The sequence below is a fragment of the Enterovibrio sp. QJM3NY_24 genome (genome assembly GCF_057786035.1).
In genome coordinates, this window is record NZ_CM173519.1 from 1,389,102 (window position 1) to 1,404,069 (window position 14,968).

Sequence of the window (14,968 nt, forward strand, 5' to 3'; positions counted from 1 at the left end):
GCGGCGGATAAATGTTAGAAAGTGAGCGGAAAATAGAAAACCTGAGCTTTGATGAGTTCACGCTTTTATAAACGTTGCAATGTTTCGCGTGGTGTTTCTTCATAACGCTTTTTATATTCACAGCTAAACCGCCCCATATGTGTGAATCCCCACTTCATGGCTACTCCAGTAACACTCTGTGCTTGGTCACTCAATATTTCACTACGAGCTTTATCCATTCGAACATCGCGAAGATATTGCATCGGGCTGATCCCGAGAAAATCCTTAAATCCTGAATAAAGGCTGCGCAGACTAACACCTGCGACGGTTGCGAGTAGTTCAGGCGATAGACTCTCACTAATATGAGCCTCGATATAATCTTGGACAAAACGAACGTGCCGAGGGCGCACGGTGGTTGTTTTCAGCTCAGAACTTTGGGAAGTATAGTTGTGGTGGTGAGCGCTTAACAGACAAGTAGTGATTAGCTGATCGAGTTGTGAAGTAATAAGTTTGTTGTGATTGTCAGTCACTTCGATATTTGAAGCTAAGTTGATGATGCTTGGTAGTATGCTTCCCCATTGAGGTTTACTTTGCCAATCGAAACCGAGATCGAATCTTAACGGGTGCTCTATCTGATACCCTAAAATACCGACCATTGTACGTTCGATAAGTGACTTGGGGATTTTTACCAACAACTGATCCACACTTGTATGCCATTCCATCTTTATTGCTGAGTCAGGGCTCAAGACTGATGCTTGAAGAGGGTCTGAGCAAATTTTCTCATAAGAGTTATCGATGTCAGCTAGCCCACTCAATGGCATTTGTACCAAATAGAAATCATCCAAATTCCCGGGATCTATAGTGACACGTGAACCGTACTGAAGTCGGCTTACCGATACATCTCCAACCTTCAGGTGGTACATCTTAGCGTTGAGAGGAAGAACATTATCAATGACTTGTAGTGAGTGTGGCTTCATGACCCTACCAACCGCTTCGCGAACTTCGTCCGTTTTCTTTGAGGCAAAGATCAGCCTTTTGGGTGTGCCTATTTCTCGTTGTAGTTGCTGGTAAAACATACCGTCTGTTTTTGAGGTATACATCACTTTTATCCTCAATACACTAAAGTGTTCCTACTGAAAATTTCATTCGTGGTTTGAATGAAACCAAATGATATCATTTATATTAACAATACATTAACACTTTGGCGTTGCTATCCATTATCTGCATTTAATGTCCGAAATTGGCAAGAAATCGTGTTCTTTAACGGTTGAGTAGAAAACCTAGCGGCTTATTGCGATGGTGTATTATGCTGGGCTGAATTGGATTCTGACTGTCACTAGGTTTGATAGGGGAAGATATAGGTGGTTTGCTCACTGCGTACCTCCGTGGGTCGGAGCAAGCGGGTGTTCTCAAATCGATAAATACCTGTTACACCTCGACCATGTTGACATGTTCTGGTCGCGGATGTCTTTTCCAAGGCGGAGGAGGTAGATCTCCTTGCCTTGGAAAGATCACGCTTTAAATTTTACTTTATAACCTGTTATATTTTTTTTGTAGCTTGGGTAAAATCGTAGAATAAACACAAGGATGTAGAGCACCCATCCACTGCTTAAAGCGCGTGAAACTGCTGACATTCATATTCATATCGCCAAGAAGTTCGTCTATGTGATGTATTGAGAAAGGGATAATATTGGTGCCTTTGGAGTGTTTTCCATCGGTGCGTTGTTCCATCCAGGCTAAGCGTTCATCGACAATCTTGTTTTGCTCAGCTTCGGTAGGTAAGGAAAAGCCTCCATTCATGTAGTCTGCGAGCCACAAAGCACCAATTTCACAATTTAACTGACTAAAAAATGATGAGTTGTAACCGTTAAATGCCAGCCGCTCTGCACCGATTGGAAGTATTGAACGGTAAAGCCTGAAATTACCGTCTTTATCTGTCACTTTTGAGAGCGTCTGTTCATCTAAAAAAGGGCAAACCTGTTTCCAACCAGTACCACATATAATGAGGTCTACAGGTACGACGTCACCATTTGATAAGGTCGCCTGACGGCCTTTCAGTTCGGTAATGACTGTATTTTTCTTTATTCCTATCTTTCCTTTCTCAATATTTTCGTAAAAGTTATCACTGACTAGACTCACAGTACTTCTAGCGATGCTTTCCAGTGGTTTATTGGGGTGAAGTCCTAGGCGGCGTAGACCAAGTTGCCGTTCAACAACAAACTCGACAGAGTTCAGCATTGATTTTCGGATGGGATTTCCTACGGTGTGAAAGAATTTGTCAACACCTCTAAGGTGGATGTAACGAAAAAGTGCCTCGCTCATTCTGGATAGGAACAGGTGTTTGTAATTTAGCTTGTTAGCGATGAGTTTTGGGATTTTCCAGATCAGGTTACGGGCCACGATATCGGTATTTTTAGTAATATCATGGATAGCACTAGCGACATCGCAGGACGATTTACCATAGCCGATGATCAGTACGTTCTTGCCTCTTGCCATCTCCCTATCGATGAACTCACTGGTATGGCAAAGTGTGCCTCCTGCTTCTTTAAAGCTATCAATTCCTTCATATGTTGGTACTGAAGGAATGGAGAAAATACCATTACCCACAATAAGAAAATCGAACTCACTGGAATGCTGTTTCACAGATCCATCAGCACTTTTTTGTTCGACAGTGACCGTCCATTTTTCTGTATTACTGTTATAGGATGAACTCGTCACGGTCGTGTTAAGATGGATATTATTATTGAGCCCAAAATGGTTGACGTAAGATTGCATGTAATGCTGAACCTGCTCGCCGCTTGGCCACTCAGGATAACTAGAAGGCATTGGAAAATCTGATAGCTCGTAGGTTGTTCGGGTATTTTGAGTGGTTAATCCCGGGTAGCGCCTAGAAGCCGACCAGACGCCGCCAACATCAGCCTCCTTTTCATATAGGGTAACGTTGTAGTTTAGTGCACTAAATACTCTTGCAGATGTTAAACCGGCAAACCCTGCTCCAATAATACATATATACCCAATTAACTTGAAGGTGCAGATTTTAGAGTCTGGAAATTATCATTTATTCGAGACGTTAGTGAGCCAGCGATCTCTGGAAGAGTTACCGCGAAAAATGTCTCAATTGCATCTCTGAATGCCCGTTTATTTTTGAAGTAAACGTTATTCCTTGAATGCTCGTTCATCACCTTCCAAAGCCGTTCTATTGGATTCAGATTGGGGCTATAAGGTGGAAGATAATGCAGTTCAATATTAAGGACAAACGCCGCATCTTTGACTAAGTCACTGCGGTGATATCCCGCACCATCTAAGATGATGTGGAGCTTGTTACTTAATGGATAACGCTCTCTGATTTGGCAGAAGAAACGGACGATACTTTCACTATTTATGGTCTCGTAATCATTAATGATAGTGCCGCCAATATCGGCAAGATTCAAAGCGCCAATCAGGTTGAGACGACTTCGACTTCCCGTTGTTTCAACCGATTTATCTTGCCCTGTTCGTATCCAACCATGAGATATTTTGGTCGCTTGAGTAGGATGAACGGCATCGATAAATAGAATCGACTCATCCTTGCTACAGCTTGCTTTGAGCGCTTCATAAGCCTCAATAAAGGCTTTCTGTTTGGCTTCATCAAACTTATGAGGTACACCTTTGGGCATCTTGTAGCTGAAACCATTGTGATGCAGCCATTTGTTCATTCCAGGAACCGAGTATTGAACACCAAACTGTTTAATAACATAGCCGATGACTTGATGTGTGTGATGGTATGTATGTTCGGTCAGATGCTCTATCAACGCCATGGTTTGAATCACCGTTAGATAGCCTGATGAACCGCCATTTAAAGGCGTTAGTTTTGCCGATAATGTGTAATCAACAAGGTGGCGATGCACAGTTGTTTCGTGGATACGCAGAGCTTGTGAAATCATTGCGGCACTCCAACCTTCAGATGCAAGAAGTACCGCTTTAATGCGGTCACGCACTCGACCATCACGAGTTTTATCATGTTGGATTTCGAGTTCTTTTTTCTGATTATCGGTTAGAGATATTTTCATGGTCTGTAGCATGATCCTGAACGTTTAAAAAATCAAGCATCTTCAATGATCACGGGTATATCCTTAATCATGAATGTACCTAATAAGTGTTAGAGATGATTCACTGACCGTTATAGGCCATGTTTTGAGCGATGATTATATGCTCACTGATGTCTATTTACAGTACATCTTGGGTGTGTATTTAAATATTAATATTTTCGTAATCCCTACGTTTTATGCGGCAACTGGATATTTTACGCGGTGGTTGTATAAAAGGGTGAGGCTGAATGAAAGTCATTACCATGATGATATTTTAAATTGCTATAAAATTTTAAATTTAATTTATTAAAATGGGTTGGATTCTATGTGAAAGTTTATATTTTTAGGTTTAATGCTTTAGAGAGAGTCAATGGCAGTATGAGGTGTTAATCAAGTCAGTGGATCATTAACTTGATATGACACCATAAAAAACAGTTGTCTTGTTGAGCATATTTAGTGAAATGTGATTTAGGAATAGCAGTAAAGGGCCGTTAAATATTTCTTCACTATATTTATTTCTTGTTGTTTTTGTCTTCGCCTTCCCCATACACTTTTAGACCTGTGGCATCGATGACGACATGAGCGATGGATCCGCGACTTGGAGAGCGATAGTGAACCTCAACGGTCTTTGTCGCTTACTAATACAGCTATAAGCAGGCGACGTTAGCGGCACATCCATGAGCATAAAAAGCGGAGTTAATAAATCCTTCGAGGGCTCGTAAAGGGAGCTTGAAATCCCTTTGATCATCAATGCCGTCTCGATCGATGCATCACTGAATTGAAAACTCCGACCGCGCTTCCCATGGTGTTTATTGAAGTGCCAAGATTTGATGGCAGCAGCATCAATCCAGAAGGTGACCGAGCCACGATTTTTCAGGGCTTGGTTGTATTCTTTCCAGTGACTGATCTTGTGTTTGGATTTGCCCATCATCATCTACCTGTTTGAGGCCCTGATGATTTGATCGCGGCTATTGGGATTAGTCCGATGATTTGATCATTACGCAAGAAGGCGCCAACACCGTGGTCATGCTGCCTTCAGTTTATGAACCGACATCAAGTATTACGTTGCTTGATTATCAGGCGGAAAACTAATCGTCAGAACAGTTCACATTCACTGTTCAACAGGGGATTGGAGAGCACATTATAGGGAATGATGAAGACAACCAACTGGTTGGTAGTGACGCATCTGACCTTATAGAAAGTGGCAATGGCAACGATACATTAACGGGTGGAGCAGGCGATGACATTTTCTCCATCAGTGGCGAATCGGGTCACAATGTCATTGAGGATTTCGAGACTGAAAATGATGGTCTAGACATTGTCTACGTGCCTACCAATGGTGCTGATAACAACATCCAACTCTCTATGGATAATGGCAATACTGTTATTCGCGTTGTTTCGGAAAGTTCATCAGATCATGAGGGCGGCGATATTGACGTCATCTCTGGGGGAAGTGGGGCAGACACCTTTGTCTTCGAAATATCAGAGACACCAATGTATGGGGTACTTCAATCGTAAAAGATTTCGATGCAAGTTCTGATGTGATCCATATTGATGTGAGTGAAAACTATCATAACTTTGATGACCTTTTGCTATTCAGAAGTAGGCCTGATGCGACAACCTACATCCAGCACAAGGACACACCTGAAGTAACACTCGCATTTGAAAATACATTTGTGGGTTCGTTTAACGAAGATAACGTCCTATTTATTTAGTTAAAAACCTGAGGCATTCCGTTCACTGAGCGAATGCCGACTAACCAAAAGCCATCTGAAAAGATGGCTTTTTTCGTTCTGTTGCTCACCGTTGATACTTATCGTGCTTTGTTGAGTGTCGATCAGCGAGTGCCGATGATCCGCCTGTCTTGTTATGTTATGTTATAACATAACTAATAATGAGAAAGAGACGCTAGCAATGTCGTCAAGTGTGCAAAATAAGCTGCCAGTCACCGTGTTGTCTGGCTTTCTCGGTGCTGGGAAAACCACCATCCTCAGTCACCTACTCAACAACGTAGACGGAAAGAAAATCGCCGTCATCGTGAATGACATGAGCGAAATCAACATTGATGCCGCGATAGTGAAAGACCAAGTATCGCTGAATCACAGCCAAGAAAAACTCGTTGAAATGAGTAACGGCTGTATCTGTTGTACGCTGCGAGAAGATTTACTGATTGAAGTGTCTGCGCTTGCCAACAGCGGAAAGTTTGATTATCTCGTGATTGAATCCACGGGCATTTCTGAACCCCTTCCTGTTGCTGAAACCTTCACATTCACGGATGACAATGGCGTGTCACTGTCTGATGTCGCAGAACTCGATACCATGGTTACCGTGGTTGATGCCGTCAACTTTTTGAAGGATTTTGACGAAGCGAAAGATCTCACCGAGACAGCAGAATCGCTGGGCGAAGAGGACGAGCGAAGTGTCGCTGACCTCCTCGTTGATCAAGTGGAGTTCGCCGATGTCATTCTGATCAGCAAAACCGATGTGACCTCACCCGATGAGCTGCAGCGCTTAATCGCCATCCTCAAGAGCCTCAATACCGAAGCCAAGATCATCCCGATAGCAGAAGGCAAGGTAGACACAGATGCTATCTTGAACACCCGCCTCTTTGATTTCGATCGCGCCCAACAAGCTCCGGGTTGGTTAAAAGAAATGCGCGGCGAACACATACCGGAAACGGAAGAGTACAACATTGGCAGTTTTAGCTACTTGGCGCGTCGTCCTTTTCACCCTGAAAAATTCCATCAATTCCTGCATCGCACCGAAAAATACGGGAAGTTGCTGCGTTCAAAAGGGTATTTCTGGCTAGCTTCTCACCCTGATTTCGCCTGGCAATGGAGCCAAGCGGGTGGCATGGCGAGATACGGCGCAGTCGGGCTTTTTTGGAAAGCCGTTCCAAAGGAAGAGTGGCCAACAGATAGCGATTACCTTGAATCCATTCAAAAGCAATGGGTAGAACCTTTCGGCGATAAGCGTCAGGAGCTTGTTTTTATCGGCCAAGGGTTAGATCAAACCCAAATGATTGCTGACCTTGATGCGTGCTTATTAAACGACGATGAACTTTCTTTAGGTCACGCACACTGGCAAGGCGTAACCGACCCATTCATCAACGCGGAGTGACCACATGTATTCTGATATTTCCCCTACTCAAACTCGCCACACCGAACATCGCCCAGCTGAGGTTTTGATACGCAGAGAAGCGATAGGATCGGATCCTACCGTGCTAGGTGATATCTACCGAGACGACACAAACATCGCGATTTGGGAGCGAGAGCTTCCTGAAGCTGCGCGAAATGCTGTCAGCGCGTTGATCATGGAAAAGCCCCATTACCGAGCTTCCATGAACGTCACGCCAGAAAACGTGCGTGAAAGCTTGGAAGAGTCGCTCGATCTGGTTGTGCATCACACACTGATCAATGACATTGAATTGCTGGTGAACATGTTTTGCTGCTTGTTCGATCTCAAGCGTGCCGGTTTACGATTAACCGTGATTGATAACGCCATGTGCCCGCGTTTCCACACGGATAAAGTCCCTTGTCGCTTGGTCACCACCTATCAAAACGTGGCGACAGAATGGCTGCCGCACAATGTGGCTGACCAATCTAAGTTAGGCATGGGAAGCGGCGGCAAACCGGACAACGAATCAGGCTTGTACGACTGTGAGGAAGACATTCGTCAGCTCAAGTGCTTTGACGTTGCCTTACTCAAAGGGGAAAGCTGGGAAGGAAACGAAGAAGCGGGCCTTGTACACCGATCCCCCACGCATGATCCAGACCAAAGCCGACTGCTTTTGACGCTCGATTTTGCGGATTGATAGGATCAAATAACGCTGCACGCAGCCCCGTTTGGGGCTGTTGTTTTTTATCGGCGATCAAGCGGCTTTCGCCAAACCAGATAGAGAACAAACACGCCGCCTAATGCAGCAGTGACAATGCCAACAGGCAGTTCTTGAGGCGCTAACACGGTGCGACTGACAACATCACCCAGCAACAAAATCACGGCTCCCCATAGCGCAATTAAGGGAAGTGCCAGCTTGTGCGTCATACCTGAAAAGGGGCGAACAAGGTGAGGCACCATTAACCCGATAAAGCCAATTACTCCCGTCAGTGAAACAATCGAGGCAGTGCAAAAGGCGCAGCACAGAAATACCTCGCTTTGCAGGCGATGCACATTGATGCCGAGAGAGTGGGTGGTTTGTTCGCTCACCAGTAAGGTGTCGAGTTCGCGATACCGTTTCAGCAGCAGTACCACCAAACACAACACCCCAACAGCGGCGAAAACAAGGTTATCCCAACGGGCCAACCCCAAGCCCCCCATTGTCCAGAACAAGATAGAACTTGCCGCGCGCTGGTCGCCGGAATAAATCAGAAAACTGGTGACCGCTCCAAACAAAAAGGATATCGCTAAGCCACACAAAACAAGGTTATTGTCGCCCCGTTTTTTCTGCATCGAAAACAAAAAAAGCACCGCAGATGCGGAGATGATTCCGCCGCAGAAAGCCGCAATCGGTAATGACCACACGCCAAGGGCGTCTCCCACTTGCGTGATCACTAATACCGCCCCCGCTGATGCGCCTGATGACAAACCAAATAAGAACGGATCGGCGAGATCGTTGCGTGTGGCGGTTTGAAGCAGCGCGCCCACCATGGCCAAACCTGCCCCTGCGATCACAGCAAGTAAGGCTCTTGGCAACCTCAAATCAATGAAAATACGGCTTGCCATGCTTATCTCTTGATCATGGAAAGAGAGCAAGCCAACAAGCGCGTCATTAAGCGACAACGGAACAGCACCAAAGCGCACATTCATTGAGAACGCAAACAGCATGGCTGCGATGCCAACCAGCCATGCCATCCGGTATTTTTTGATTTTCATTCGGCGTTAAGCTGCCTTCACGTTACTGCGGAAAGAAAGTATCGGAGAGCGTTTCGATGGCGTCGATGTTGGCCGGCCCTGGTGTTAGTTCTTCGTAACGCAACGTTACATAACGCTCAGAAATCACGGCATTCGTGTGTTTCATGAGCGGATGTTGTTCCAGAAAGCGTTTCAAGGAATCCGCGCCGCTTGCCGTTTGATAATCGAGAAGGATGATCACATCAGGATTGGCGCGCGCCACGTTTTCCCATGATGTTCGCGCCCAGCTTGTCGGCATGTCGTCAGTAACGTTACGCCCGCCTGCCACCTCAATCATGGCATTGGGCATGGCGTATTTACCCGCCGTAAAGGGTTTGTCTTCGCCCGAGTCAAACAAGAAGACGTTCGGCGCAGGGGCACCTGCACGTGCTTGTTTGTTCGCCAAGGTGCGCAATTTTGTTTTCCACTTCGTGACGAGTGCTTCTGCTTTATCCTGCTTATCAAAAATGATCCCCAGTTTTATGACGTCACCATAAAGCAGTTCCATGCTGGCTGGTTCACGTTGATCGCCAGTATGAATGCAGCTTTCCGTTAGCACTAACGTCTCGATGCCATACGGTTTTAGCGTTTGTGGCGTTACGTCTCCCCCCACCTTCATGCCGTAATTCCATCCGGCGAAAAAGAAATCGGTATTGGCGGCGAGAAGCGTTTCCAAAGAGGGATATTTGGGCGCGAGTTCAGGGATATCTCCCAATCGCTGTTCAAAGGCTGGTGACATCTTGTACCAGCCAGAAATACCCGTCACGCCGATCACGTTTTCCTGAAGCCCCAGCGCAAACGCCATTTCTGTCATGTTGATATCGTGAAAAACCGCACGCTCTGGTTTCTTCTCAATGGTCAGTGAAGTGCCGCAGTTATCGACGGTCACGGGGTAATCCGTGCTTGTGGCGTTTGCTGTTGCAAGTGGTGAGAGAAAGAAGAACAGCGTAGAGATGACAGACAACTTCATTGAAGGGTTCCTATTGCGGGTGAATGTATGGGTGAATGAAAACGCGCTTGCGCCGCTTCAAAATGATGAACCGTGCTATTGATTTTCGGGTGATTGATTTGAATAACGTTCAAGCCAAAAACGGGTGTCATGAATGTATTTTGCATGACCACATCGGGTGATGCGCAGGCCACCATCCTTTGATTCGACATGAGAATGACTTTGTCCGCAAACGGTGCGACAAGAGGTAAATCATGCAAGACAGCAATGGAGGCAATGCCTCTTTGTTTCACCAATGTCAGCAGTTCAAGGCGGGCGAGGTGATCCAGGTGGTTTGTAGGCTCATCTAACAGCAAGAGTTTGGGTTCTTGCGCGAATGCCCGAGCGATACTTGCGCGTTGCTGCTCTCCCCCTGACAAGGTGCCAAAAGGTTGGTCGGTTTTGTGTGACAGGCTGACATCTTCAAGTGCTTGCTGAACAGCCCTTTTATGCTCCTTTTTACTGCAGCAAAAGGTATGAGGCACTCGCCCTAGCCAAACGTATTCGCTGACACTTAACCGAGGGTCAACATGTTCATGCTGCGCAACAACAGCCACAGTCTTTGCCATTTGTTGTCTAGGCACTGCATTCACGGTGATGCCCGCGATCGTCAACTCGCCCATTACGGTGCGGTATTCACCTGTAATGGCTTTCAGCAGACTGGATTTACCACTGCCATTGGGGCCAATAATGGCGGCGCACTCACCGTTGAAAACATCAAAGGTCACATCTGTGACGGCTCGCCAGCCGGCAGCGCCATCAGCACATAGCCCTCGAGCAGAAATTATGGGTTGATTCATTTCGTCCATTTACATCAGGGCATTCGTGCCAAAGTGTTATGTTATAACATAACACTTTGACGGTGGCAGTTGTCAATAACGGAGATCACTTGCGCGGATTGGTCAGAGGTCTTTTTCAATAGGACAGAGAAAGCGGAGGGTGGCGCGTGAGGGCGAGGGGGAGGCTAGTTAAGCTGTTTATGCTCCAAAACGTGTTTCACAATACAAATCCCATTAGTCTCATCTCAAGTGTTTTCGATAGACTTTCTTATGCCAAACGAGAGGTGTGTAGGAACATCCCATTTATTCGTATTTTCTCGTTCTCGCTTTTGGTTCACACCATGATAGCCTTATAAAAAATGTGGTTACTCTGGAGGCGGGCATTCATTAGATGCATGGAAAATCCCAAATGGGGAGTGGACAAATACAAGAGAGCTTAGAATCAAGCACTCTCAATCAATGAATATAGAAGTATGAGGAAAATAAATAATATGAGAACTAGTATGTAAGAGCATGACAGAATCGGTTGGTATTTATCCTGTCATGCTCCCTCAGTAATGACACAATAAACTTGGTTGTATCTGAAATTCAGGTAAACAAGATTATCATGCGTTTTTACCCAGCACAGTGACACCAATTCCTGCCAGTAGTAGCACACAGCCAAGTAGCTGCTGGGGAGTGGGGATGACTTTCTGAAAAAATAGCGTCAGAACAATGCCGAACAAAGTAGAAAAACCCGCCGCCATCAGCACCAGTGAAACATACGGGAATTTTTGTGCGCCACTGCCGTAATAAACGGAGAAGCCGACACTGCCGATATACATAAATGGGATGGCGAGAAGACAAATCTTCGCTGCCGACATCAAAACGTTTGATGCATCAAGGTAGCGGACACTGATCATGTTAACCAGCTGGATACAAAGCGTGGCTACTGCGAGTGTGCCGCTAAGTTTAAGAATGTGCATGAAGTATTGCCTGTGCTTGTGTAAACGCAGACAGAAACGGTCTCCTGATGCACTGTCTGAAAGGTCAAGGTAAGTCATGTTACCTAAGAGCCGGCGATTCTATATGAATGGTTAGTTTTTAGCCACATGAATCACACGAGAAAGTGCGGATAATCGATGTAATCGATGTCAAACAGAGGGTTTTAAAAAAAAGCACAAAGTCACTGTCACTTTGTGCTTATTTGGTTCGAGTCTTGCTAAACGTCTAAAGACTCGGGCTCTTAAACACCAGCATTTTGTCTCGTGTCATTTCATGCATGGAGTATTGAATGCCACCTAAGCCGACACCCGATGAATCTCGACCGCCGAAGGGCATCCAATCAACGCGAAACGCCGTGTGGTCGTTCACCATGACTGCCGTCGCTTTGAGCCTTTGCGTGATGTGAAGAGCATTCTCTAAATTGTTGGTGAACACGGCGGCTTGGAATGCAAAGGGCAGAGCGTTAGCGCGTCTTATCGCGTCTTCTTTCTCGCCGTAGGAATAGACGCATATTACCGGGCCGAAGATTTCCATTTGAGAAACGCGCACGTTTTCAGGCGGGTTGAGCAGCACGGTTGGTGCATAGCAGGTGTCTGAGATGCGCTTGCCCCCGCTCAGAAGTTCCGCGCCCGCTTCAATCGCCTCCTGAACCCAATCGTCAACGCGATCGACTTCTCGAGGAAGGATCAACGGGCCAATTTCGGTATTGGGATTGAGTGGGTCGCCAACTTTCATGTTCTCGCCAGCTTCAGCAATCCTCACCGCCAGTTCACGACAAAATGATTGATGCGCATAAACACGTTGGACGGAAACACACACTTGCCCAGCGTGATAAAACCCACCTTTAGCAAGGCTAGGAACCACTTCTTCTATATTGGCGCTGGTATCAACAATCACGGGAGCTGCACCGCCATGCTCAAGCGCACAGCGCGTGCCGGGAGCCAGTTGCGATCGCAGCGCCCAGCCGACCTTCGATGAGCCAATGAAAGACAAAAAGTTGATGCGTGGATCAGTCACCAGCTTACTGGCAGCTTCGTTCTCACACACAATGGCCTGACACCAACCTTTGGGTAATCCCGCTTCGTGCAGGACTTCTACTAAACGAAGACAAGAAAGGGGCGTGGTGAGTGCCGGTTTGATAATGACCGGACAGCCCACCGCCAGTGCGGGGATCACCTGATGCACAATCAAATTGAGCGGATGATTAAAGGCGCTGATAGAAGACACGACGCCGATCGGTTCGCGAATCGTAAAGGCGAGTCGATTCACCGATGCAGCCGTTTGGCCCATCGGGATTTGCTCGCCTTTAATCTGGGGAATATGTTCAACGGCCAGTTTCACGCCGTTGATAGCCCGTAACACTTCAACTTTTGAATCGGTGTAGGGTTTTCCACCTTCCTCTGCGGCAAGGCGAGTGAGCACCTCCACCTGTGACGACATAATCTCGACCACACGCTCGAGGATCTCGATACGTTGATGAGGCGCAAGCCACGCTTGCCTGTCTTCGAACAGGCTATGTGCGGTGGCAATAGCGGTTTCAACGTCATTGGCGCTTTGTAGAGGAATGGAACGGATCAGCCCACCATCAAATGGGCGATAAACATTGAGTTCTGCCATGGAAATCCCGTCTCCGTATTTAACTGATCGAGCGACTTTCTTTGATCAACACATTCAATATCGAGTGGTTGAGCGAATAGTCGACCGGAAGATCAATCACATGAACGCCTTTCGAATTTAATGCCGTTTTGAGTATGGACTGGAACTCATCATGGCTATCTGGACGATGACCAATGGCACCAAAACTGTTGGCATATTTGACGAAATCAGGGTTACCAAAATCTAGCCCGTAGTTGTCAAAGTTCATGCCTTCTTGTTTCCATTTGATCATGCCGTAGGCGCTGTCATTCAAGATGATAACGACCATGTCCAACCCCATACGCACGGCGGTTTCGATCTCTTGCGAGTTCATCATGAAGCCGCCATCCCCATTTACTGAGACCACTTTCTTGTCAGGATTAAGCTGTTTTGCCACCATCGCCGAAGGTAAGCCAGCCCCCATGGTTGCCAGTGCATTATCGAGCAGCAAAGTGTTATTGGAATGGCACAGATAGTTGCGCGCAAACCAGATTTTATAGACGCCGTTATCCAGCGTAACAATGTCTTCATCATCTAACTGATCACGGATAACTTTGACCAGTCTCTGCGGCAACATCGGGAAGCGGCGGTCTTCAAAGTACTTGGTAGTGCGTTCATCCACGTTTTGTTTTACGCGCCCGAAGAAGCTCATGTCTTGTTCGAGTTTGCCGACTTTCTCTGTCAGTCGATTCACAGAGGAACAGATGTCACCCACCACGTTGACTTGCGGGAAATAGACTTCATCGGTACGTGCCGCAAAGAAATTCACATGAATGACTTTGGTGCCGCCTTTCTCCATAAAGAAAGGGGGTTTCTCAATCACGTCATGGCCAACGTTGATGATGAGGTCGGCTTTTTCGATGGCGCAGTGAAGAAAGTCATGGCTAGAAAGTGCGGCTGTGCCAATGAAGCGCTCATGACGCTCGTCGACAACACCTTTACCCATTTGGGTGTTGAAGAAGTAGATACCTGTGTCGTCGATGAATTTTTTCAGTGCCAAGCTAGAACGTTTGCGATTCGCACCTGCGCCGATCAGTAGCAAAGGCATTTTGGCTTTTTTGACCATTTCAGCGGCTTGATCAACACACTGATGATTCGCATCTGGGCGACGGTGATTGACCACATCGAAGATGGAAGCCCCCGAATCTTCATCGGCGATATCTTCTGGCAATTCTAGATAGCCTGCACCAGGGCGTTCTTCTGAACAAAGGCGAAAAGCCTCACGCACCATGGCAGGCACGTTGTTTCCATCGACAATCTGTTCGGAATATTTGGTGATGGGTTTCATGAGATTGACGACATCGACAATCTGAAAACGGCCTTGCTTACTTTTCCTGATGGGTTTCTGCCCACCAAGCATCACCATTGGCATTGCCCCCAACTGCGCATACGCAGCCGACGTCACGAAGTTGGTTGCACCAGGGCCGAGGGTAGAAAGACAGACGCCGGGTTTACCGGTTAAACGGCCATAGGTGGCAGCCATAAACCCAGCAGCTTGCTCGTGCCGAGTTAGGACAAGTTTGATGTCGGAGGCTTTGAGTGAATTGAGGAAATCGAGGTTTTCTTCGCCGGGAATACCGTAGATATATTCCACACCTTCGTTTTCTAGCGCTTTAACAAACAGATCAGATGTTTTCATAAAAGGG

General features: G+C 46.5%; 13 protein-coding genes. 3 read left to right on the forward strand and 10 right to left on the reverse strand.

What is annotated here, in order from left to right:
- Positions 1 to 65: 65 nt before the first annotated feature.
- The 4 genes from AC3CIC_RS06170 to AC3CIC_RS06185 form a co-directional block, all read right to left on the reverse strand.
- Positions 66 to 1,079: an AraC family transcriptional regulator gene (locus AC3CIC_RS06170; RefSeq protein ID WP_488515637.1), complete on the reverse strand. Its 1,014-nt coding sequence runs from the start codon at positions 1,077 to 1,079 to the stop codon at positions 66 to 68.
- A gap of 430 nt (positions 1,080 to 1,509) precedes the next feature.
- Entirely contained in the window at positions 1,510 to 3,015 is a 1,506-nt protein-coding gene (locus AC3CIC_RS06175) for a flavin-containing monooxygenase (RefSeq protein ID WP_488515877.1), read from the reverse strand.
- A complete protein-coding gene (locus AC3CIC_RS06180) occupies positions 2,997 to 4,028 on the reverse strand; it encodes an IS630 family transposase (protein WP_488515638.1) in 1,032 nt (343 codons plus the stop codon). Before AC3CIC_RS06180 ends, AC3CIC_RS06175 begins: the two co-directional genes overlap by 19 nt.
- Before the next feature lie 571 nt (positions 4,029 to 4,599).
- Positions 4,600 to 4,980, reverse strand: a complete 381-nt coding sequence (locus tag AC3CIC_RS06185; protein WP_488515639.1) for a transposase — start codon at positions 4,978 to 4,980, stop codon at positions 4,600 to 4,602.
- Positions 4,981 to 5,189: 209 nt separating this feature from the next.
- Between AC3CIC_RS06185 and AC3CIC_RS06190 the strand changes: the two genes are divergently transcribed.
- The 3 genes from AC3CIC_RS06190 (at position 5,190) to AC3CIC_RS06200 (ending at position 7,860) form a co-directional block, all read left to right on the forward strand.
- On the forward strand, positions 5,190 to 5,564 hold the full coding sequence (locus tag AC3CIC_RS06190; RefSeq protein ID WP_488515878.1) for a hypothetical protein: 375 nt from the start codon (positions 5,190 to 5,192) through the stop codon (positions 5,562 to 5,564).
- A gap of 396 nt (positions 5,565 to 5,960) precedes the next feature.
- Positions 5,961 to 7,166: a zinc metallochaperone GTPase ZigA gene (gene zigA / locus AC3CIC_RS06195; RefSeq protein ID WP_488515640.1), complete on the forward strand. Its 1,206-nt coding sequence runs from the start codon at positions 5,961 to 5,963 to the stop codon at positions 7,164 to 7,166.
- Between the two features lie 4 nt (positions 7,167 to 7,170).
- On the forward strand, positions 7,171 to 7,860 hold the full coding sequence (locus tag AC3CIC_RS06200; protein WP_488515641.1) for a DUF1826 domain-containing protein: 690 nt from the start codon (positions 7,171 to 7,173) through the stop codon (positions 7,858 to 7,860).
- Positions 7,861 to 7,907: 47 nt separating this feature from the next.
- On the opposite strand, the gene AC3CIC_RS06205 is transcribed toward AC3CIC_RS06200, so the two are convergent.
- The 6 genes from AC3CIC_RS06205 to AC3CIC_RS06230 all read right to left on the reverse strand — a co-directional run bounded on the left by AC3CIC_RS06205 (position 7,908) and on the right by AC3CIC_RS06230 (position 14,961).
- Positions 7,908 to 8,870, reverse strand: a complete 963-nt coding sequence (locus AC3CIC_RS06205) for a FecCD family ABC transporter permease (RefSeq protein ID WP_488515879.1) — start codon at positions 8,868 to 8,870, stop codon at positions 7,908 to 7,910.
- Between the two features lie 70 nt (positions 8,871 to 8,940).
- The gene (locus AC3CIC_RS06210; RefSeq protein WP_488515642.1) at positions 8,941 to 9,906 is read right to left on the reverse strand and encodes an ABC transporter substrate-binding protein; all 966 of its coding nucleotides are present in this window, start codon (positions 9,904 to 9,906) and stop codon (positions 8,941 to 8,943) included.
- Entirely contained in the window at positions 9,903 to 10,733 is an 831-nt protein-coding gene (locus AC3CIC_RS06215; protein ID WP_488515643.1) for an ABC transporter ATP-binding protein, read from the reverse strand. The genes AC3CIC_RS06210 and AC3CIC_RS06215 overlap by 4 nt, the downstream gene beginning before the upstream one ends.
- A gap of 575 nt (positions 10,734 to 11,308) precedes the next feature.
- Entirely contained in the window at positions 11,309 to 11,668 is a 360-nt protein-coding gene (locus AC3CIC_RS06220; RefSeq protein ID WP_016959207.1) for a hypothetical protein, read from the reverse strand.
- 244 nt (positions 11,669 to 11,912) lie between these two features.
- Positions 11,913 to 13,304 carry an aldehyde dehydrogenase family protein gene (locus tag AC3CIC_RS06225; protein ID WP_488515644.1) on the reverse strand — a complete coding sequence of 464 codons (1,392 nt, stop codon included), beginning with the start codon at positions 13,302 to 13,304 and terminating at the stop codon, positions 11,913 to 11,915.
- 19 nt (positions 13,305 to 13,323) lie between these two features.
- Positions 13,324 to 14,961 carry an acetolactate synthase large subunit gene (locus AC3CIC_RS06230; protein WP_016959205.1) on the reverse strand — a complete coding sequence of 546 codons (1,638 nt, stop codon included), beginning with the start codon at positions 14,959 to 14,961 and terminating at the stop codon, positions 13,324 to 13,326.
- Positions 14,962 to 14,968 lie beyond the last annotated feature (7 nt).

Excerpts from the sequence above, each read along its gene's own strand:
- AC3CIC_RS06170 (WP_488515637.1), bottom strand. The coding sequence starts at position 1,079 with ATGTATACCTCAAAAACAGACGGTATGTTTTACCAGCAACTACAACGA.
- AC3CIC_RS06180 (WP_488515638.1), bottom strand. The coding sequence starts at position 4,028 with ATGAAAATATCTCTAACCGATAATCAGAAAAAAGAACTCGAAATCCAA.
- AC3CIC_RS06185 (WP_488515639.1), bottom strand. The coding sequence starts at position 4,980 with ATGATGATGGGCAAATCCAAACACAAGATCAGTCACTGGAAAGAATAC.
- zigA (WP_488515640.1), top strand. The coding sequence starts at position 5,961 with ATGTCGTCAAGTGTGCAAAATAAGCTGCCAGTCACCGTGTTGTCTGGC.
- AC3CIC_RS06200 (WP_488515641.1), top strand. The coding sequence starts at position 7,171 with ATGTATTCTGATATTTCCCCTACTCAAACTCGCCACACCGAACATCGC.
- AC3CIC_RS06205 (WP_488515879.1), bottom strand. The coding sequence starts at position 8,870 with ATGCTGTTTGCGTTCTCAATGAATGTGCGCTTTGGTGCTGTTCCGTTG.
- AC3CIC_RS06210 (WP_488515642.1), bottom strand. The coding sequence starts at position 9,906 with ATGAAGTTGTCTGTCATCTCTACGCTGTTCTTCTTTCTCTCACCACTT.
- AC3CIC_RS06215 (WP_488515643.1), bottom strand. The coding sequence starts at position 10,733 with ATGGACGAAATGAATCAACCCATAATTTCTGCTCGAGGGCTATGTGCT.
- AC3CIC_RS06220 (WP_016959207.1), bottom strand. The coding sequence starts at position 11,668 with ATGCACATTCTTAAACTTAGCGGCACACTCGCAGTAGCCACGCTTTGT.
- AC3CIC_RS06225 (WP_488515644.1), bottom strand. The coding sequence starts at position 13,304 with ATGGCAGAACTCAATGTTTATCGCCCATTTGATGGTGGGCTGATCCGT.
- AC3CIC_RS06230 (WP_016959205.1), bottom strand. The coding sequence starts at position 14,961 with ATGAAAACATCTGATCTGTTTGTTAAAGCGCTAGAAAACGAAGGTGTG.